Consider the following 19,720-nt stretch of genomic DNA (forward strand, 5'->3'; position numbering starts at 1 on the left):
GTGGGGTCCTCTCAAGGGGGTGTGGCAGAAGGGGAGGTTCAGAGCTTTCCGCCCCGGCCGCCGTCGCGGCGGGCCGGTGCGATGAGCGTCGACAGATAGGGCAGCGGGGCGTCGTCGAGGTCGGCGGCCGGACGGATCGACTCCTCCGGCAGCCCCAGCGCCGACCCCCACACCGCGCCGTCGGCGCGCCCGCTCTCGCGCAGCGCCTCGGCGACCTCGCGCGCCTGGCGCCCGAACTTGTAGGCGACGACCGTGCCGGGCCCGGCCAGGGCCTCCTTGAGCACCGCCGCCCCGGCCGTCACGGGCACCAGGGTCAGCGGCTCGGTCCCCTCGGTCAGGACGGCACCGGAGCGCGCCGCGAGGTCCTGCATGGCGGTGATGCCCGGGACCGTCTCGACGACGGTGCCCGGCACCGACGCGACGATCGTCTGCGCGAGATAGGTGAACGTCGAGTACACGTTGGGGTCGCCGATGGTGGCGAAGGCGACGGCCGAGTGCCCGGCCAGCAGCTCGGCGACCCGCCGCCCTGCCGCGTCCCAGGCGGCCTCCCGCCGGGCGCGGTCCGTGCGCTCGTTCAGCGCGAACACCACCCGGACGACCTTCTCGGCGGGCACGTAGTGCAGCACGGTCGCCTCGGCGCGCCCCCGCTCCCCGCTGTCCATCACGGGGACGACGACCACGTCGGCGGCGCGCAGCGCGTTGACGCCCTTGACGGTCACCAGCTCCGGGTCGCCGGGGCCCACCCCGACTCCGATCAGCCTGCTGCTCATGACGTCCGGCACCTCTCGACGAACCGACGGGCCACACCGGGTTCGGCGGCCCAGTGGGTGTGCAGATAACTCGCGTGCACGCCCCCGTGCACGAACCCCTCGACGCGCCGCTCGGGCGCGCGCACGCCCCAGGCGGGCGCCGGCCCCGCGCCCGGCTCGACGACAGTCCGGTGGAACTCGTGGGCCCGCATCCGCGTCCCCGCGACGGCGAGCGGACTGTCCCCGACGGCGACGGCGTCCCGGTAGCCGAGCGTGAGCCGCTCCGTCATCCGGGCCGTGGCGTCCAGCACCCCGCACATCGGCAGCCCGTCCAGCTCACGGCACAGATACAGCAACCCCGCGCACTCGGCGGCCACCGGGGCGCCGCTCGCCGCGAGATCGCCGACGGCCTTGCGCAGCGGCTCGTTCGCGGACAGCTCGGCGGCGTACACCTCGGGGAACCCGCCCCCGATCACCAGCCCGGCCGTGCCGTCCGGCAGGCCCTCGTCCCGCAGCGGATCGAAGGGGACGACGTCGGCCCCGGCGGCGGTGAGGAGTTCGGCGTGCTCCGCGTAGGAGAACGTGAACGCCGGTCCGCCGGCCACGGCGACCACCGTCCGGCCGCCCGGCGCGACGGCCGGCGGCTCCCAGGCGTCGCACGCCAGCTGCCCGGCTCCGCGCGCCAGCGCCAACAGGGCGTCCAGATCGCATCCGGCCTCGACCTGCGCCCCCATCGCCGCCACGGCCTCCACCGCGTCGGCGTGCCGTTCCGCGGCCGGGACCAGCCCCAGATGCCGGGACGGCGTGTCCACCGGCGCGGCCCGCCGCAGCACGCCCAGCACCGGCACGCCCGCCGAGTCCAGCGCCTCCCGCAGCAGTTCCTCGTGCCGGTCGGAGGCGACCTTGTTGAGGATCACCCCGCCGATCCGCACCTCCGGGTCCCAGGACGCGAACCCGTGCACGAGCGCCGCCACCGAACGGGACTGCGACGAGGCGTCCACGACCAGCACCACCGGCGCCCGCAGCAGCTTCGCGACCTGTGCCGTGGAGGCCAGCTCGCCCTCGCCGGCGGCCCCGTCGAACAGCCCCATCACACCCTCGACCACGGCGAGGTCGCAGCCCCGCGCCCCGTGCCGGAACAGCGGGCCGATCAGGTCAGGGCCGCACAGATAGGCGTCGAGGTTGCGGCCCACCCGCCCGGTGGCGAGCGCGTGATAGCCGGGGTCGATGTAGTCCGGGCCCACCTTGTGCGGGGACACGGCGAGGCCCCGCGCGGCGAACGCGGCCATCAGCCCGGTGGCGACGGTGGTCTTGCCGCTGCCCGAGGAGGGCGCGGCCACGACCAGCCGGGGGACGGACGGGCTCACCACTCGATGCCCCTCTGGCCCTTCTGGCCGGCGTCCATCGGATGCTTCACCTTGGACATGTCGGTCACCAGGTCGGCGTACGCGACCAGCTTCTCCGGCGCGTTCCGCCCGGTGATCACGACGTGCTGGGTGCCGGGCCGGGCCCGCAGCACCTCCACGACCTCGTCGGTGTCGATCCACCCCCAGTGCAGGGGATACGCGAACTCGTCCAGCACGTACAGCCTGTACGTCTCGGCGGCCAGGTCCCGTTTGACCTGCTCCCAGCCCTCGCGGGCCTTCTCCTCGTTGTCGAGCTGCGCGTCCCGCTGCACCCAGGACCAGCCCTCGCCCATCTTGTGCCAGTCGACGGTGCCGCCCTGGCCGCTGGCGCCGAGCACCCGCAGCGCGTTCTCCTCGCCGACCTTCCACTTGGCCGACTTCACGAACTGGAACACCCCGATGGGCCACCCCTGGTTCCAGGCGCGCAGCGCCAGCCCGAAGGCCGCGGTCGACTTGCCCTTGCCGATGCCCGTGTGCACGACCACCAGCGGCCGGTTGCGCCGCTGACGTGTCGTCAGCCCGTCGTCCGGCACCACACTCGGCTGTCCCTGCGGCATTACGCGGCCCTCCTCTGCACGTCCTTCACCAGTCCGGCGATGCTGTCCGCGCGCAGCTCGTCCAGCGTCACCGCCGTACCGCCCAGTTCGCCCGCCAGCTGCCCGGCGAGCCCGAGCCGCACCGGGCCCGACTCGCAGTCCACGACGACCGAGGCGACCCCGTCGGCCGCGAACAGCCGCGCCGCGCGCCCGGCCAGGGCGACCGGCTCGGGACCGCCGGTGGCCCGCCCGTCCGTCACCAGCACCACCAGCGGCCGGCGCGCGGGATCGCGCAACCGCTCCACGCGCAGCACCTCGTGGGCCCGCAGCAGCCCCGCGGCGAGCGGGGTGCGCCCGCCCGTCGGCAGCGTCTCCAGCCGGGCCGCCGCCGCGTCCACCGACGACGTCGGCGGCAGCGCGACCTCGGCGGCCGACCCCCGGAACGTCACCAGGCCCACCTTGTCCCGCCGCTGGTAGGCGTCCAGCAGCAGCGACAGCACGGCCCCCTTCACGGCACTCATCCGCTGCCGGGCCGCCATCGACCCGGAGGCGTCCACCACGAACAGCACGAGATTGCCCTCGCGCCCCTCACGGGTGGCCTGGCGCAGATCGTCCCGGCGTACGACCAGGCCCGGCCCGGACCGTCCACGCGCCCTCTGATGGGGCGCCGCCGCCTGCACGGTCGCCGCGAGGTGCAGCTTCGTCAGCGCGCCCTTGGGGCGGCGGGCGCCCGTGGTCCGCCCGTGCTCGGTCCGCGCCCGCGACCGCCGACCGGCGGCCCCCTCACCGATCCCGGGCACGCTCAGCACCTTGGCGCGAAAGGGCTCCGAGGCCCGTACGGGCGACTGCTCGCCGGCTCCCGAGGGCCGCGGCTGCCCGTTCTCGCCGGCCTCGGGGCGGGCCGCGGTGTCCCCGTCGCCCTGGGGCGCGTCGTCGGGGTCCGGCTGACCGCCGCCCCCGCCGGGGCCGTCCGGGCCGGGGTCCGGGTCCGGATCGTCGTCCGGGCCGCCGAACTCCTCCAGCGTCTCGTCCAGCTTGTCCTCGTCCAGGCCCGGCGCGTCGAAGGGGTTGCGGCGCCTGCGGTGCGGCAGCGCGAGCAGCGCCGCCTGCCGGACGTCCTCCGCGAGCACATCGGTGCGCCCGGCCCACGCGGCCAGCGCGACGGCCGTCCGGGCCATCACGATGTCCGCCCGCATACCGTCCACCTCGAACGCGGCACAGGTCGCCGCGATCTGCCGCAGCGCGCCGTCACCGAGCCGCACCGACGGCAGCAACTCGCGCGCCGCGACGATCCGTTGCCGGACCGCGGACTCCTCGTCCGCCCAGCGGGCCGCGAAACCGGCCGGGTCGTCGTCGTAGGCGAGGCGCCGCCGGACGACCTCCACCCGCTGGCCCGGCTCCCGGGACGCCGCGACCTCCACGGTCAGCCCGAACCGGTCCAGCAACTGCGGCCGCAGCTCGCCCTCTTCGGGGTTCATCGTGCCGACGAGCAGGAACTTCGAGGCGTGCCGCACGGAGACACCCTCGCGCTCCACGTACGACGCGCCCATCGCCGCCGCGTCCAGCAGCAGATCGACCAGGTGGTCGTGGAGGAGGTTCACCTCGTCGACGTAGAGGATGCCGCGGTGCGCGTCGGCGAGCAGGCCCGGCTCGAACGCCTTCACGCCCTCCGCGAGCGCCCGCTCGATGTCCAGGGCGCCGACCAGCCGGTCCTCCGAGGCGCCGACGGGGAGCTCGACCATACGGGACGGCCGGGAGGCACCCGTGCCCGCCTCGTGCGGCCCGTCCGGGCAGCCCGGGTCGGGCGCCGCCGGATCGCACGAGAAACGGCACCCGGCGACGACGGACACCTCCGGCAGCAGCGCCGAAAGGGCCCGGACCGCCGTCGACTTGGCGGTGCCCTTCTCGCCGCGCACCAGCACCCCGCCGACCGCCGGGGACACGGCGTTCAGCAGCAGCGCGAGCCGCAGGTCGTCCTGGCCGACCACGGCCGTGAAAGGAAAGGGGGTGGTCACTTCTCGTCGCCCTCCAGGTCGCCTTCGAGCTCCAGATAGGTGGCCCGCAGCCGGTCCAGCGTCTCCGCGTCCGGCTCCGCCCACAGGCCGCGGTCGGCGGCCTCCAGCAGCCGCTCGGTGATGCCGCGCAGCGCCCACGGGTTGGACTTCCTCATGAAGTCCCGGTTCTCCGCGTCGAAGACGTACGCGGCCGAGAGCTTCTCGTACATCCAGTCGTCGACCACGCCGGCCGTGGCGTCGTAGCCGAACAGGTAGTCCACGGTCGCCGCCATCTCGAAGGCGCCCTTGTAGCCGTGCCGGCGCATCGCCGCCATCCATCGCGGGTTCACCACCCTGGCCCGGAACACCCGGTGGGTCTCCTCGCCGAGCGTGCGGGTGCGCACCTGGTCGGGCGTGGCCGAATCGCCCACGTACGCCTCCGGGCTGCTGCCCGTCAGATGCCGCACCATCGCGACCATGCCGCCGTGGTACTGGAAGTAGTCGTCGGCGTCGACGAGGTCGTGCTCACGCGTGTCGACGTTCTTCGCGGCGATGTTGATCCGCCGGAACGCCGTCTCCATGTCGCCGCGCGCCGCCCGCCCGTCCAGCCCGCGCCCGTAGGCGTAGCCGCCCCAGACCGCGTACACCTCCGCGAGGTCGGCGTCCGAACGCCAGTTGCGGGCGTCGATCAGCGGCAGCAGCCCGGCGCCGTACGCGCCCGGCTTCGAGCCGAAGACCCGGGCCGTGGCGCGCCGCCGGTCGCCGTGCGCGGCGGTGTCCTCGTCGGCGTGCGCCTTCACGAAGTTCTGCTCGGCCGGCTCGTCCAGCTCGGCGACCGCCCGTACGGCGTCGTCGATCAGCCCGACGACGTGCGGGAACGCGTCCCGGAAGAACCCGGAGATCCGGACGGTGACGTCGATGCGGGGCCGCCCCAGCTCCGCCAGGCCGACCACCTCGAAGCCGGTGACCCGGCGCGAGGCGTCGTCCCACACCGGGCGGCAGCCCAGGAGCGCCAGGATCTCCGCGATGTCGTCGCCCTGGGTGCGCATGGCCGACGTGCCCCACACCGTCAGGCCCACCGACTTGGGGTACTCGCCCGTGTCCTGGAGGTAGCGCTGCACCAGCGAGTCGGCGAGGGACTGCCCGACCTCCCAGCTCAGCCGGGACGGGATCGCCTTGGGGTCGACGGAGTAGAAGTTCCGGCCGGTCGGCAGCACGTTGACCAGACCGCGCGTCGGGGAGCCCGAGGGGCCCGCCGGGACATAGCCGCCGTCGAGCGCCTTGAGGATGTGCCCGATCTCGTCCGTGGTGCGGGCCAGCCGCGGCACGACCTCGGTACAGGCGAACTCCAGCACCCGCAGGGCGTCCGGGAGTTCGGCGCCGAGGACCGCGCGCAGCACGTCCCGGCTCTCGGCGACCGCCCAGCCCCGGTCCTCCAGGCCCTCCGCGATCCGCCGGCACAGCTGCTCCAGCAGATCGATCGCGTCGGACGCCGTGCGCGCCGGGCCGTCCACCAGGTCCGTCAGCTCGGCCGGGACCTTCACCGGCGCCCCCGGCTCGGCCAGCAACTCCGCCTCGACCAGGCCGAAGTGGGCGGCCAGCGAGGCCCGCAGCCCCGGGATCGCGTTCGCCTGCCCGCCCCACACCTGGGAGGCGCGCAGCACCGCAAGCACCAGGTTCACCCGCGGCTCGCCCACCGGGCCGCCGCCCAGGATGTGCAGCCCGTCGCGGATCTGCACGTCCTTGATCTCGCACAGATAGCCGTCGATGTGCATGACGAACTCGTCGAACGCGTCGTCGTCAGGCTGCTCGTCGACATGCAGGTCGTGGTGGAGTTCGGCCGCCTTCACCAGCGTCCAGATCTGCGCGCGCACCGCCGGCGCCTTCGTCGGGTCCAGATCGGAGACGAGCGCGTACTCGTCCAGCAGCTGCTCCAGCTTGGCCAGGTCGCCGTAGGTGTCGGCGCGGGCCATCGGCGGGACGAGGTGGTCGACGACGGTGGCGTGGCCGCGCCGCTTGGCCTGGGTGCCCTCGCCGGGGTCGTTCACGATGAACGGGTAGACCAGCGGCAGTTCGCCGAGGACGGCGTCCGGGGCGCAGCCTCGGCTCAGCCCGAGGCCCTTGCCGGGCAGCCACTCCATCGTGCCGTGCTTGCCCATGTGCACGATCGCGTCGGCGCCGAAACTGTTCTCCAGCCAGCGGTAGGCCGCCATGTAGTGGTGCGAGGGCGGCATGTCCGGGTCGTGGTAGATCGCGATGGGGTTCTCGCCGAAGCCGCGCGGCGGCTGGATCATCACGACGACGTTCCCGAACCGGAGCGACGCCAGCACGATGTCGTCGCCGTCGACGTACAGCGAGCCCGGCGGCTCGCCCCACGCGTCCAGCATGGCCTGCCTGAGGTCCGTGTCCAGCGTGTCGAACCAAGCGCGGTAGTCGGCGAGCGGCACCCGCGCGGGCGCCGACGCCAGCTGCTCCTCGGTCAGCCACTCGACGTCGTGGCCGCCGGCCTCGATGAGCCGGTGGATCAACTCGTCGCCGTTGTCCGGGTATGCGGTGAGCGCGTAGCCCGCCTCGGACAGCGCGTCCAGCACCCGTACCGCCGAGGCGGGTGTGTCCAGGCCGACCGCGTTGCCGACGCGGGAGTGCTTGGTCGGGTAGGCGGTGAAGACGAGCGCCAGCCTCTTCTCGGCGTTCGGCTTGTGCCGCAGCCGGGCGTGCCGGACGGCGATCCCGGCGACCCGCGCGGCCCGCTCCGGGTCGGCCACGTACACCGGCACGTCGTCCGGGCCCTGCTCCTTGAACGAGAACGGCACGGTGACCAGGCGCCCGTCGAACTCGGGGATCGCCACCTGCATCGCCGCGTCCATCGGGGACAGCGCCGCGTCGGACTCCTCCCAGGCGGCCCGCGAGGACGTCAGGCACAGCCCCTGCAGGACCGGCACGTCCAGCTCGGCGAGCCGGCCGATGTCCCAGGCCTCCTCGTCGCCGCCCGCGGAAGCCTGCGAGGCGTGGGTGCCGCCCGCCGCGAGGACGGTGGCGACCAGGGCGTCGGCCCGGCCCAGGATCTCGTACAGCCCGTCGTCCGCGCCGCGCAGCGAACCGCAGTACACGGGCAGCGCGTTGGCGCCCCGGGCCTCGATCGCGTCGCACAGCGTGTCCACGAACGCGGTGTTGCCGCTGAGGTGGTGGGCCCGGTAGAAGAGCACGCCCACCGTCGGCCGGCCGTCCCGCCACGGACGCGAGCCGTGCACGCCGTACTCGGGCATCGGGCGCGGCTCCAGGAACCCCTCGCCCGTCAGCAGCACGGTGTCGGACAGGAAGCGGGCCAGCTCGGTGAGGTTGGCGGGGCCGCCCGCCACCAGGTACTTCAGCGCCTCCGCGACCACACCGGCCGGCACCGACGACTCGGCCATCAGCTCGGCGTCCGGCACCGACTCGCCGCCCAGCAGGACGGTCGGCACCCCCGACGCCTTGAGTGCGGCGAGCCCGTCCTCCCAGGCCCGTTTCCCGCCCAGCAGCCGTACGACGGCGATGTCGGCGCCCTCGATCAGCGCGGGCAGCTCGCCCTCGACGTCCAGCCGGGTCGGGTTGCCGATCCGGTACGCGGCGTCGCCGGCGCGTGCCGCCAGCAGGTCGGTGTCGGCGGTCGACAGCAACAACACAGTGCTCATGCGGGCGCTCCCGGTAGGATGAAGGGCAGTCCTCGCGGCGCGCCCGACTCGATGAGCCGCCACAGCGCGTCCGTGTCCGCGTGGTGTTCGATGAGATCGCCGAGCCGGTCGAGCTGCTCCTCGCGCAGCGCGGCGAAGGAAGTGCCGGGCGCCGGCACGAAGCGGCGGCCCGCGGCGGCCGCCACCTCCCGCAGGAAGGCACGCCGGAAGCCGTCCGACTCCAGCGAGCCGTGCCAGTGCGTGCCCCAGGTCTGCCCGACCCGGCAGCCGTCCAGGAAGGGTTCCCCCGCCAGGACCTCGGCGACGCCGTGGTGGATCTCGTAGCCCTCGACGGGTTCGCCGAGCGCTTCGCCGACGGGCCGGGTCAGGGTCTTCTCGCGGGCGAACCGCACCCGCACGGGCAGCACACCGAGGCCGTCGACATGGCCGGCGCGGCTCTCGACGTCGTCCTCGATGTGCTCGCCGAGGACCTGGAAGCCGCCGCAGATCCCGAGGATCGGCCGGCCCTCCGCGGCCCGTCGGACCAGAGCCGCCGCCAGCCCCCGCTCGCGCAGCCAGCGCAGCGCCTTCACGGTGCCGCGGGTGCCGGGCACGACCACCAGATCGGCGTCGGCCAGCTCCTCCGGCCGGTCCACGAACCGCACGATCACGCCCGGTTCGGCGGCGAGGGCGTCGACGTCGGTGAAGTTGGACATCAGCGGCACCGCGCACACGGCGACCCGCAGCACGTCCTCGCCGACCGGGGCGGCCACCTCGGACTCGCGCACCGCCCCGCGCAGCGACACCCGCAGGCCGTCCTCCTCGTCGATGCCGAGGCCGTGCTGGAAGGGCAGCACGCCGTACGTCCGCCGGCCGGTGAGGCCGTGCAGCATGTCCAGGCCCGGTTCCAGCAGCGAGACGTCCCCGCGGAACTTGTTGACGAGGAACCCGGCGACCAGCTCCTGGTCCTCGGGCGCCAGCAGTGCCACGGTCCCGAAGAACGAGGCGAAGACACCGCCGCGGTCGATGTCGCCGACGACCAGCACGGGCAGGCCCGCGCCGCGCGCGATCCCCATGTTCACGATGTCGGTGCGGCGCAGGTTGATCTCGGCCGGGGAGCCCGCGCCCTCGCAGATCACCGCGTCGTACGCGCCCCGCAGTTCGGCGAGCGAGTCGAGCACGGTGCCGAGCAACTGTTCCTGCCTGCCGCCGTGGTAGCCGCGGGCGCTCATCTCGCCGACCGGCCGGCCGAGCAGCACGACCTGGCTGCTGCGGTCGCCGCCGGGCTTGAGCAGCACGGGGTTCATCAGCGCGGTCGGCTCCACCCGGCAGGCCTGGGCCTGCATGGCCTGCGCGCGCCCGATCTCCGCGCCCTCGCGGGTCACGAACGAGTTCAGCGACATGTTCTGCGCCTTGAAGGGCGCCACCTTCACGCCCTGCCGCACCAGCCACCGGCAGATCCCGGCGGTGACGACGCTCTTGCCGGCGTCGGAGGTGGTGCCGGCGACCAGGAGTCCACCGTTCACGAGGTCCGTCCTCTCGTCCCGCGCCGGCGCCCCAGCAGCAGCCGGGCGCCGGCGCACACGCCCAGCGCGAGCACGCCCACCCGCTGCGAGAGCCGGACGGCCCGCTCGATGTCCCCGACCTCGACGGCCCGTCCGGCGGCGCCGTTGAGCACGGGCCGGTGCTCCACTCGGCCGCCGTACGACAGCGTCCCGCCCAGCCGCACGCCGAGCGCCCCCGCGAACGAGGCCTCCACGGGGCCCGCGTTGGGGCTCGGATGACGGTGGGCGTCGGCCCGCCAGGCCCGTACGGCGCCCCGGGGGTCGCCCCCGGCGACGGCGGCCAGCGCGGCGGTCAGCCGGGCGCCCGGCCAGCCGGCGACGTCGTCGAGGCGCGCCGAGGCCCAGCCGTAGCGGCGGTACCTGGGGGAGCGGTGCCCGACCATGGCGTCGAGGGTGTTGACGGCCCGGAAGCCCGCGAGGCCCGGCACCCCGGCGACGGCTCCCCACACCAGGGCGCCGACCACGGCGTCCGAGGTGTTCTCGGCGACGGACTCCACGACGGCCCGCGCGATCCCGTCGGCGTCCAGCGCCTGCGGGTCCCGTCCGCACAAATGCGGCAGCCGCGCCCTGGCCGCCTCGACGTCCCCGGCCTCCAGGGCGCGCCCGATCGTCCGGGCCTCCCGGGCGAGTGACGTACCGCCGACGACGGCCCAGGTGACGGCGCCGGTCAGGGCGACGGAGGCGGCGGGGGAGGGGCGCACGGCGCGTGCGGCGAGCCCGGCGGCCGCCACGGCGCCACCGGCGCACACGGCGGTGTGCAGCAGACCCCAGGCGCGGTCGTCGCGCCACAACACCCGTTCCACGGCGCCCGCGGCACGTCCGAACGCGGCGACCGGATGCCCCCGGCGTGGATCGCCGAGCAGCAGGTCACCGAGGAGTCCGGCGGCGGCGCCGTACGCGAAGACGCGTTCGGCACGCACGGGGTTCAGCCGGTGGTGGCGTCGGACAGGGGTCCGGTACTGCGTGACGATCGGCAGGCGAGCATCGCGTGATGTCCTCACTCAGGGTGTCCACGCCCTGGTTCGACGAGACCGGCGGCGAGAGTTCCTGGCTCCCGGGGGTATCTACCCCGGTGACAGTGGCGGGACCGCGCCGGATTCGCACCGGCTTCCTCTTCTGCCGCCGTAGATGGCTCCGGAAGTCCACCACGGGTCGCGACGACCGTCAACTTGCCTGTGACCTGCGACGGGAGAGTGTGCGCAGGCCCACACACACCGAAGGTGCGCGACGGAGTTCCGTCACGCACCTCAGGAGTCGAAGGCCGTACGTCAGGCCACGATGAGATAGATGCCGTAGGCCACGGCCGCCGTGCAGGCGGCGAAGCACGCGTAGGCGCCGGTGACCGCGAGCGCGGCCGAGCCGCCCTGGGCGACCGCCCGTTCGCGGCGCGAGAGACCCGCGATGCCGAGGGTGAACAGGCCCACGAGGGCCACCGTGACCACGAGACTGACACCGAAGACGGAGCCGAGAGCCGCCCAGTCGATCTTCATACTGCTGCTTCCTTGGGTTGCCGGGAGGAGTGACCGGGAGTCAGACGCCGAGCTTGGTGGGCTTGGGTCCGGTGGCCGGAGCCGGGACGGTGACCGCGAGGTCCTCGGTCACCGTGCCCGTGGGAGGCGGGGTCACGGCGGCCATGGCGGTGGTCACCACACCGGCCGGCTCTTCGTCGGCGTTGACGTTGGTGTGGTCGACGACCTCGCGGCGGGAGATCTTCCAGATCGCGAAACTGGAGGCGACCAGGAAGACCGCGACGACGGCGGTGCCCCAGCTGCCGAGGCCGGTCACGTACTCGGCGAGCGCGGCGACCAGCGCGGCGGCCGGCAGCGTCAGGCCCCAGGCGACGAACATCCGGGTGGCCGTGGACCAGCGGACCACACCGCCCTTGCGGCCGAGGCCCGCGCCCATCACGGCGCCGGACACGGAGTGCGTGGTGGACAGCGAGAAGCCGAGGTGCGAGGAGGCCAGGATGACCGTCGCGGCGCTGGTCTGGGCGGCGAAGCCCTGCTGCGGCTGGAGGTCGGTCAGGCCCTTGCCCATGGTGCGGATGATGCGCCAGCCGCCGAGGTAGGTGCCGAGCGCGATGGCCAGACCGGCGGAGAGGATGACCCAGGTGGGCGGGTCCGAGTCGGGGGCGAGGGCGCCGCCCGCGACCAGGGCGAGGGTGATGATGCCCATGGTCTTCTGCGCGTCGTTGGTGCCGTGGGCGAGCGAGACGAGGCCCGCGGAGGCGATCTGGCCGGCGCGGTAGCCCTTCTTCGCGGCCTCGCCGTCGGCCTTCCGGCCGAGCCGGTAGGTGAGCCGCGTGGCCAGCAGGGCCGCGACGCCCGCGACGATCGGGGCGGCGATGGCCGGGAGCAGGACCTTGGTGACGAGCACGTCGCCGTGGACGGCGCCGACGCCGGCCGAGGCGATGGCGGCGCCGATCAGGCCGCCCATGAGGGCGTGCGACGAACTGGAGGGCAGGCCCACCAGCCAGGTCAGGAGGTTCCAGAGGATCGCGCCGACCAACGCGGCGAAGATGACCTCGGGACGGATGCCGGTCTCGTCGACGAGACCCTTGGAGATCGTGTTGGCGACCTCCACCGAGAGGAAGGCGCCCACAAGGTTGAGCACGGCGGACATGGCCACCGCGACCTTGGGCTTGAGCGCACCGGTCGAGATGGTGGTGGCCATCGCGTTGGCGGTGTCGTGAAAACCGTTCGTGAAATCGAACGCGAGCGCGGTTACCACCACGATCGCGAGGATCAGCGAGAAGTTTTCCATTTACCCAGGCAATCGTTCGAGGTCATTGGCTCGATGAACGTAGGAAACCTGAGTGAACGGAAGGTGAACTGGGGCGGGCCGCACGGTGTCCGGGAGGGAGGGTTTCCCCGATGAACGGAAGCCCTCCGTCCGCACGGCCCGGGCGGGGCCCGGCTAGCGGCCCCGGGCGAACCTCTTGAGCTGTGCCGGCGACCCGTTGAAGAGATTCTGGTCACCCGGCAGGCTGCCGGCGTTGTCGTACTGCCAGAAGGTCCAGGCGCGCCATCCGGAAGGCAACGTTCCGGGGCTCGATGCATCGTAGCGGGCCACCCACAGCGCGTGGTCGCCGGCGAAGGCGCGGGAGGACCCGGTGCAGGTGTTCCACCAGTGGGCGGTGGTGTAGATCACCGGGCGGCGGCCGGTCAGCCGGCGCACCTCGTCGCTGAACGCCCGGACCCAGGAGGCCATCGCCGCCTTCGGCAGCCCGTAGCACTTGTGCTTCTCGCTGTACGGGTTGTACTCGATGTCGAGCGCCGGCGGCAGGGTCCAGCCGTCGGGCCGCCAGCCGCCGCCGTTGCGCACGAAGAACGCCGCCTGCGCCCGGCCCGAGGAGCGGTCCGGCAGGGCGAAGTGGTAGGCGCCGCGCACCAGGCCGGCGGCGCGGGAGCCGTCGTACTGCTGGGCGTAGTACGGGTTTCGGTAGGTGTGTGACTCGGTCGCCTTGACGTAGACGAACCGGGCGCCCTCCGCCCGGCCGGCCTCCCAGTCGACGTTCTTCTGGTGCGAGGAGACGTCGTGGCCTCTCGGTTTCCCGGCGGCGGCGGCCGGGGTCCCGGCGAGGGCGGTGGCGCTCAGCGCCAGCAGCGCCGCGCAGGCCGCCGCGAGACGGGAGTGGTGGGTGCGCCGGTCACGGCGACGGGACGGTTTGCGGGCACGGGCCATGGTTCCCCCCGGAATGGCGACGTGTGCGGCAAATCACCCGGAGATTATCGGAAGATCGTTGAACTCTGATCGATTGCACGCCAAGAAGATGGTGTGGGTGATATGTGCCGCTATGCGCCCTCCCGGAGGTCGCCCCTCCGCCCTAAAGTGCCCCCGCGCACCGGCGACTTCGCGCACCCCGCCTGGCAGGATCGCCGTATGGCTGAGGAACGGTGGGAGCAGGGGGACGCACGGGAACCGCGGGCCGGGGAGGCCGCGGACCGGCGCACGGTGCGGCCCGAGGAGGCGGCGGCCTGGGAGGCACTGGTCGCGACGGCCCGGCGGACCGTCACCGAGGGCCTCGTGGTCGGCACTTCCGGGAACGTCTCTGTCCGCGTCGGGGACACCGTGCTGGTCACCCCGTCCGGCGTGCCCTACGACCGGCTCACACCCCGGGACGTCACCGGCGTCGACCTCGACGGCCGGCAGGTGCTCGGCACGCTGGTGCCGACCAGCGAGCTGCCCATGCACCTGGCCGTCTACGGCGCCGGCGACGCCCGCGCGGTCGTGCACACCCACGCCGTCCACGCGACGGCCGTCTCGACCCTCGTGACCGAGCTCCCGCTGATCCACTACATGGCCGCAGCCCTCGGCGGACCCGTCCGGGTCGCCCCCTACGCGACGTACGGCACGCGGGAGTTGGCCGAGAACATGCTGCGGGCCCTCACCGGCCGCACCGCCTGCCTCCTGCGCAATCACGGCACCGTCGCCCACGGCGCCACCCTGGACCAGGCGTACGACCGCACGGCCCAGCTGGAGTGGATGTGCCGCGTCTGGCTCACGGCCTCCTCGGTCCCCGGCCTGACCCCGGCCCTCCTCTCCGAGGAGCAGGTGGCGGAGGTGGGGGAGCGGCTGAAGGGGTACGGGCAGCGGGGCTGACACCGGGGCCGCGTCACCCCGCCCCGCCCTCCCACTGGCCGACCGACCCGTCGTTCCGGACACTGGACGGGTGCGCACTGTCCGAACGACGGCCGCAGCCGTCACCGTGGCCCTGGCCGCCGGCGCCGCGAGCGTCGCCGCCGGGCGGCTCGCCAGCGGCGCCGCCCTGACGGCGCCCCCCGGCCGCCCGCTGCCCACCGAACCCCGGCTCACCGTGCACGCCACGGCCCCCGGGCAGATCACCCTCACCCGCGACCTGGCCTCGCTGCGCCCCGGCACCTACGGCCTGGCCGGTGACGGCTCGCACGCCGTCGTCGGGCCCGTCCTCGACGACGCGCCGCACTCCGCCGACACCGTCGTCCGGCGCCTGGAGCGCGTCACCCACGGCGACCTCAAGCCCGGCGACAGCGTCTGGCTCACCCCCAACGTGTACGTCGGCAACCCCCGCGCCACCCTCGGCCTCGACCACGCCGACATCGACATCCCCGGTGAACTCGGGCCCCTGCCCGCCTGGTTCGTGCCCGGCGCCCGGGGCACCTGGATCATCGCCGTGCACGGCCTGGGCACCACCCGCGAACACGCCATGAACCTCATGCGGCCCCTGCACGCCCGCCATGTCCCGGTGCTCGCCCTCGCCTACCGCGGCGACCTCGGCGCGCCCCGCTCCCCGGACGGCCTGAACCACCTCGGCGAGACCGAGTGGCGCGACGTCGACGCCGCGATCCGCTACGCCGTCCGCTACGGCGCCCGCAAGGTCGTGCTGCTCGGCTGGTCCACCGGCGCCACCATGGCGCTGCGCGCCGCCGCCCGCTCCAGCCTGCGCGACCGGGTCGCCGGGCTCGTCCTGGACTCCCCGGTGCTCAGCTGGGAGACCACGCTGCGTGCCCTGGCCGCCGCCCGGCACACCCCGAGCGCCCTGCTGCCCCTCGCCGTCCGCGCCGCCCAGGGCCGCGCGAACCTCACCGCCGACCGCTCCGGCGCCGATGTCTTCGAGGGCGTCACGGTCCCCACCGTCGTCTTCCACGGCCCCGGCGACCGGGTGGCCCCCTGGACCCTCTCCCGCCGCCTGGCCAGGGCCCACCCCGACCTGGTCACCCTGCACACCGTGCGGGACGCTCCGCACGCCGCCATGTGGAACGCCGACCCGGAGTTCTACGAGGAGTCGCTGCGCCGCTTCCTGACCCCGCTGGTCTGAGACACCCCTAGGGCCTTTCCTTTGGATCAGGCCGGGCTCGCGGGGTCTGGCACCGCGCCTCGCCGCGTTGTCGTCGGTTGCCATGGCTCCGCCATGGCGCCCTCCTCCGCCTTGCGATGCACGGCACCAGACCCCGCTCCCTGATCCGGCCTGATCCAAACGAAAGGCCCTCGCCGAAGCCGCGCCCCCGCCCGCTGCCGTGCCATTCCGTTTAAGGCCGTACCGCTGGCCTGTTCCCGGCGCCCGGGCACCCGTCGGACCCCCTGCGCGGCCCGCCCCCGGAGCCGCCCACGGCATTCCGTTTGGGTTTTCGGACCGTCAACCGGAAGACTGCACCCGTGACGTCCCGTATCCCGCGCGACTCCAGGCTTCGACTCGTCCGCCCGCGACCCCTGGCCGCCGCCCCCGGAGCAGTGAACCAGCGGCGCCCGCGCCGGCCCGCGCCCCGGCCGCCGGAGGGCACACCGGCCCGCTCCGAGCTGGCCGGAACGGCACGCTCCCTGCTCGCCGGCGCGGTCCGTGTCGCCCTCTGGGCCGACACCGCCCTGCGGCCCGGCCGGACGAACGCGAACCCCGACGGCAAAGGCACCCTCTCCGACGAGACCGCCGAACGCGCGGCCCGCGCCCTCGGCCTGACCGTGACTCAGGTCCGCGCCGACTGGGACACCGCCCGGCTCGCCGGCCTCGTCGAGGTGCACGGCGACAGCGCCCGCCCCAGCTGGCGGCTGCGCGCCTGGGACCGCGACGACAGCGCCGTCCTGCGCGGCTGGGTCGCCCTCTTCGACGCCTGGTCGCTGGCCCACCCCGAGCCCGCCCACCTCGACCACGCGGCCGTCGCCGACGTCGTCTCGGCCCTGCCCCAGGTGCTGTCCTTCCTCCAGCTGTCCGCCGGGCCCGTCCCCGTCGAGCAGCTCCTGGACCTGCTGGAGCAGCGCGTCACCGAGCTGCGCACCGAACGCTGCGAGATCCCCTACGGACCCCAGCCCGAGCCGCTGCCCGACGCGAGACCCGCCGAGGACACCCCGCTCGCCCCGCTGCTCGACTGGGCCCTCACCGCCCTCGCCTCCGTCGGCGCCCTCACCTACGGCGCCGCCCAGGCCACCCTGACCCCGCTCGGCAGCTGGGCGGTCTGGGTCAAGCTGGAGCAGATCTGCGTGGCCGCCCAGAGCCCCGCCGGGAACTTCGAGCGGTCCGCCGAGGACATGCTGCGCGGCTGCGCCCAGCTGCGCCCCAACGCCGCCCGCGACGAGTACCGCGCCTGGCTCGCCGCCCGCCCCGTCGGCAGCGCCGTCACCGAGCTGCTGGCCGCCGCCCGCGGCGACGACGCCCTGCTGCGCGGCCTCGCCTTCGAGGCGCTGCGCGTCGTCGGCGCCCCCGCCGAACCCGATGTGCGCGCGGTCGCCGACGAGCCCGCCCTGCGCCCCTACGCCCTGCTGTGGCTCGCCGAGCACGACGGCGTCGACCCCGAGGACGCCCACGAGGTGCTGACCCGCGAGGAGGCCACCTGGCTGTGGGTCGACACCGCCGCCGCGGTCGCCGACCACGGCGAGGCCCCGATGCTCGTGCGGCACCTGGAGTCCGCGGTGCAGCCGACCGTGCCCGCCCTCCTCGACGAGGTGCGTGCCGTCGGCCACCCCCGCACCGTGCAGGTCCTGGTCGCCCTCGCTGCCGCGCACCCCGACCCGGCGCTCGCCAAGGCCGTGCGCCGCGCCGCCTTCCAGGTGCACACCGGGGGCAGCTGAGCCGGGCCGGCGCCCCTCAGCCGGGCGTCCCGGGGACGTAGGTGCCGAAGCTCCACACGTTGCCCTCCAGATCGCGGGCCATGTAGTCCCGGCCGCCGTAGTCCTGGTCGGTCGGGGGCATCAGGATGTCCGCGCCGTGCTCCACGGCCCGCCGGTGGTGTGCGTCGACCTCGTCCACGACGACGTACACCCCGGCCGGGCCCGCGCCCTTCATCGCCCGGTCGAAGGCGCTGCCGGTGCCCCGGGAGCCCAGCATCACCACCCCGTCGCCCTGCGCCAGTTCGGCGTGCACGACCTTGCCGTCGTCGCCCTCGTACACCGCGAGCGCGGTGAACCCGAAGGCGTTCGTGAGCTGTTCGACCGCCGCCTTGGCGTCCGTGTAGAGCAGCGTCGGGCTGATGCCCGGACGCCCACCGCCCGTACCCGCCATGCCGTCACCCTTCCGTGCCGTACGAAAACCGGGCGGCCGTCGCCGCCGCCGGTGTGATGCATGACCCGTCGCCGGTCGTCCGAACCCGGGAAAAGCGCTTGCACGGCCCCGTTAGACTGGCCCCATGGCCATTCTCCTCGCGCATTAGACGGCGGGACTGTCCTTCAGCCGCCCATACCGCCACCTAGCCCCGCCCTGGAGTCTGACCGTGATCTCCGCCACCGGTATCGAGCTGCGCGCCGGCGCGCGCGTCCTCATCGAGTCCGCGACCTTCCGGGTCGCCAAGGGCGACCGCATCGGCCTCGTCGGCCGCAACGGCGCGGGCAAGACGACCCTCACCAAGTGCCTGGCCGGCGAGGGCATCCCCGCCGCCGGACAGATCACCCGCTCGGGCGAGGTCGGCTACCTCCCGCAGGACCCCCGCACCGGCGACCTCGACGTCCTCGCCCGCGACCGGATCCTCTCCGCGCGCGGCCTCGACGTGCTGATCCGCAAGATGCGCGACAACGAACAGCGCATCGCCAACGGCAAGGGCGCCACCCGCGAGAAGGCCCTCAAGCAGTACGAGCGCCAGGAGACGGAGTTCCTCACCAAGGGCGGCTACTCCGCCGAGGCCGAGGCCGCGACCATCGCCGCCGCGCTCAACCTGCCCGACCGGGTGCTCGGCCAGCCGCTGCACACCCTCTCCGGTGGTCAGCGCCGCCGTATCGAGCTCGCCCGCATCCTCTTCTCGGACGCCGACACCCTGCTCCTCGACGAGCCCACCAACCACCTCGACGCCGACTCGATCGTCTGGCTGCGGGACTACCTGAAGACGTACCGCGGCGGCTTCATCGTGATCTCCCACGACGTCGACCTGGTCGAGACGGTCGTGAACAAGGTCTTCTATCTGGACGCCAACCGCGCCCAGATCGACGTCTACAACATGGGCTGGAAGCTCTACCAGCAGCAGCGCGAGGCGGACGAGAAGCGCCGCAAGCGCGAGCGGCAGAACGCCGAGAAGAAGGCCGCCGCGCTCAACGCCCAGGCCGACAAGATGCGCGCCAAGGCCACCAAGACGGTCGCCGCCCAGAACATGGCCCGCCGCGCCGAGCGCCTGCTGTCCGGTCTGGAGGAGGTCCGCCAGTCCGACAAGGTCGCCAAGCTGCGCTTCCCCGAGCCCGCCCCCTGCGGCAAGACCCCGCTCACCGCCGAGGGCCTGTCGAAGTCGTACGGCTCCCTGGAGATCTTCACCGACGTCGACCTGGCCATCGACAAGGGCTCCCGCGTGGTCATCCTCGGCCTCAACGGCGCCGGCAAGACGACCCTGCTCCGGCTGCTCGCCGGGGTGGAGCAGCCGGACACCGGCGCGGTCATCCCCGGTCACGGGCTGAAGGTCGGCTACTACGCCCAGGAGCACGAGACCCTGGACCCCGACCGCACCGTCCTGGAGAACATGCGCTCGGCGGCCCCCGACATGGACCTCGTCGAGGTCCGCAAGGTGCTCGGCTCGTTCCTGTTCTCCGGCGACGACGTCGACAAGCCGGCCGGCGTGCTCTCCGGCGGCGAGAAGACCCGTCTCGCCCTCGCCACCCTGGTCGTCTCCTCGGCGAACGTCCTGCTGCTCGACGAGCCCACCAACAACCTCGACCCGGCCAGCCGCGAGGAGATCCTCGGCGCGCTGCGCACCTACAAGGGCGCCGTCGTCCTCGTCACCCACGACGAGGGCGCCGTCGAGGCCCTGCAGCCGGAGCGGATCATCCTGCTGCCCGACGGTGTCGAGGACCTGTGGGGCGCCGGCTACGCGGATCTCGTCGCCCTCGCTTGATCGAATGCGTGATCCACGGGCTATGGATCATTCGGCCCACGGGT

Annotated in this window: 15 protein-coding genes and 1 riboswitch; of the genes, 4 read left to right on the top strand and 11 right to left on the bottom strand. The window is 73.9% G+C overall.

Annotated features, from left to right (window positions below; genetic code table 11):
- Window positions 1–38: 38 nt before the first annotated feature.
- The 10 genes from cobI to KBY32_RS30270 form a co-directional block, all read right to left on the bottom strand.
- Complete coding sequence (gene cobI / locus KBY32_RS30225) at window positions 39–770, bottom strand: precorrin-2 C(20)-methyltransferase (RefSeq protein ID WP_107096735.1); 732 nt, start codon at window positions 768–770, stop codon at window positions 39–41.
- Window positions 767–2,116 (bottom strand): cobyrinate a,c-diamide synthase, encoded by a 1,350-nt coding sequence (locus KBY32_RS30230; RefSeq protein ID WP_210982342.1) that lies wholly within the window; start codon window positions 2,114–2,116, stop codon window positions 767–769. The genes cobI and KBY32_RS30230 overlap by 4 nt, the downstream gene beginning before the upstream one ends.
- Entirely contained in the window at window positions 2,113–2,712 is a 600-nt protein-coding gene (gene cobO / locus KBY32_RS30235; RefSeq protein ID WP_210982343.1) for a cob(I)yrinic acid a,c-diamide adenosyltransferase, read from the bottom strand. Before cobO ends, KBY32_RS30230 begins: the two co-directional genes overlap by 4 nt.
- A complete protein-coding gene (locus tag KBY32_RS30240; protein ID WP_210982344.1) occupies window positions 2,712–4,706 on the bottom strand; it encodes a putative cobaltochelatase in 1,995 nt (664 codons plus the stop codon). Before KBY32_RS30240 ends, cobO begins: the two co-directional genes overlap by 1 nt.
- On the bottom strand, window positions 4,703–8,356 hold the full coding sequence (gene cobN / locus KBY32_RS30245) for a cobaltochelatase subunit CobN (protein WP_210982345.1): 3,654 nt from the start codon (window positions 8,354–8,356) through the stop codon (window positions 4,703–4,705). Before cobN ends, KBY32_RS30240 begins: the two co-directional genes overlap by 4 nt.
- On the bottom strand, window positions 8,353–9,861 hold the full coding sequence (locus KBY32_RS30250; RefSeq protein ID WP_210982346.1) for a cobyric acid synthase: 1,509 nt from the start codon (window positions 9,859–9,861) through the stop codon (window positions 8,353–8,355). Before KBY32_RS30250 ends, cobN begins: the two co-directional genes overlap by 4 nt.
- A complete protein-coding gene (locus KBY32_RS30255) occupies window positions 9,858–10,820 on the bottom strand; it encodes a cobalamin biosynthesis protein (RefSeq protein ID WP_210982347.1) in 963 nt (320 codons plus the stop codon). The genes KBY32_RS30250 and KBY32_RS30255 overlap by 4 nt, the downstream gene beginning before the upstream one ends.
- A 100-nt stretch (window positions 10,821–10,920) precedes the next feature.
- Window positions 10,921–11,073: riboswitch (cobalamin riboswitch) on the bottom strand.
- Between the two features lie 95 nt (window positions 11,074–11,168).
- Window positions 11,169–11,390 carry a hypothetical protein gene (locus KBY32_RS30260; protein WP_210982348.1) on the bottom strand — a complete coding sequence of 74 codons (222 nt, stop codon included), beginning with the start codon at window positions 11,388–11,390 and terminating at the stop codon, window positions 11,169–11,171.
- 40 nt (window positions 11,391–11,430) lie between these two features.
- Window positions 11,431–12,663, bottom strand: coding sequence for an inorganic phosphate transporter (locus KBY32_RS30265; RefSeq protein ID WP_055621370.1), 1,233 nt, complete (start codon window positions 12,661–12,663; stop codon window positions 11,431–11,433).
- A 153-nt stretch (window positions 12,664–12,816) separates the two neighbouring features.
- Window positions 12,817–13,584: a lysozyme gene (locus KBY32_RS30270; protein WP_210982349.1), complete on the bottom strand. Its 768-nt coding sequence runs from the start codon at window positions 13,582–13,584 to the stop codon at window positions 12,817–12,819.
- Window positions 13,585–13,782: 198 nt separating this feature from the next.
- Here KBY32_RS30270 and KBY32_RS30275 point away from each other — a divergent pair, with 198 nt between their 5' ends.
- From KBY32_RS30275 to KBY32_RS30285, 3 genes are all read left to right on the top strand, one after another.
- Complete coding sequence (locus KBY32_RS30275; RefSeq protein WP_210982350.1) at window positions 13,783–14,502, top strand: class II aldolase/adducin family protein; 720 nt, start codon at window positions 13,783–13,785, stop codon at window positions 14,500–14,502.
- 70 nt (window positions 14,503–14,572) lie between these two features.
- Window positions 14,573–15,697, top strand: coding sequence for a S9 family peptidase (locus tag KBY32_RS30280; protein ID WP_210982351.1), 1,125 nt, complete (start codon window positions 14,573–14,575; stop codon window positions 15,695–15,697).
- A 338-nt stretch (window positions 15,698–16,035) separates the two neighbouring features.
- Window positions 16,036–17,439, top strand: coding sequence for a hypothetical protein (locus KBY32_RS30285; RefSeq protein ID WP_181890299.1), 1,404 nt, complete (start codon window positions 16,036–16,038; stop codon window positions 17,437–17,439).
- Window positions 17,440–17,455: 16 nt separating this feature from the next.
- Here KBY32_RS30285 and KBY32_RS30290 read toward each other — a convergent pair whose 3' ends face one another.
- Window positions 17,456–17,869, bottom strand: coding sequence for a VOC family protein (locus KBY32_RS30290; RefSeq protein WP_055621366.1), 414 nt, complete (start codon window positions 17,867–17,869; stop codon window positions 17,456–17,458).
- 208 nt (window positions 17,870–18,077) lie between these two features.
- On the opposite strand from KBY32_RS30290, the gene abc-f reads away from it, so the two are divergent.
- A complete protein-coding gene (gene abc-f, locus KBY32_RS30295; protein WP_055621365.1) occupies window positions 18,078–19,676 on the top strand; it encodes a ribosomal protection-like ABC-F family protein in 1,599 nt (532 codons plus the stop codon).
- Window positions 19,677–19,720 lie beyond the last annotated feature (44 nt).

The organism is Streptomyces sp. RK62, from assembly GCF_018070255.1.
Classification (GTDB): Bacteria; Actinomycetota; Actinomycetes; order Streptomycetales; family Streptomycetaceae; genus Streptomyces; species Streptomyces nigra.

Bases quoted from the DNA above. Each gene is read 5' to 3' on its own strand.
- cobI (WP_107096735.1), bottom strand. From the start codon at position 770: ATGAGCAGCAGGCTGATCGGAGTCGGGGTGGGCCCCGGCGACCCGGAG.
- KBY32_RS30275 (WP_210982350.1), top strand. From the start codon at position 13,783: ATGGCTGAGGAACGGTGGGAGCAGGGGGACGCACGGGAACCGCGGGCC.
- KBY32_RS30270 (WP_210982349.1), bottom strand. From the start codon at position 13,584: ATGGCCCGTGCCCGCAAACCGTCCCGTCGCCGTGACCGGCGCACCCAC.
- KBY32_RS30260 (WP_210982348.1), bottom strand. From the start codon at position 11,390: ATGAAGATCGACTGGGCGGCTCTCGGCTCCGTCTTCGGTGTCAGTCTC.
- KBY32_RS30265 (WP_055621370.1), bottom strand. From the start codon at position 12,663: ATGGAAAACTTCTCGCTGATCCTCGCGATCGTGGTGGTAACCGCGCTC.
- cobO (WP_210982343.1), bottom strand. From the start codon at position 2,712: ATGCCGCAGGGACAGCCGAGTGTGGTGCCGGACGACGGGCTGACGACA.
- KBY32_RS30290 (WP_055621366.1), bottom strand. From the start codon at position 17,869: ATGGCGGGTACGGGCGGTGGGCGTCCGGGCATCAGCCCGACGCTGCTC.
- cobN (WP_210982345.1), bottom strand. From the start codon at position 8,356: ATGAGCACTGTGTTGTTGCTGTCGACCGCCGACACCGACCTGCTGGCG.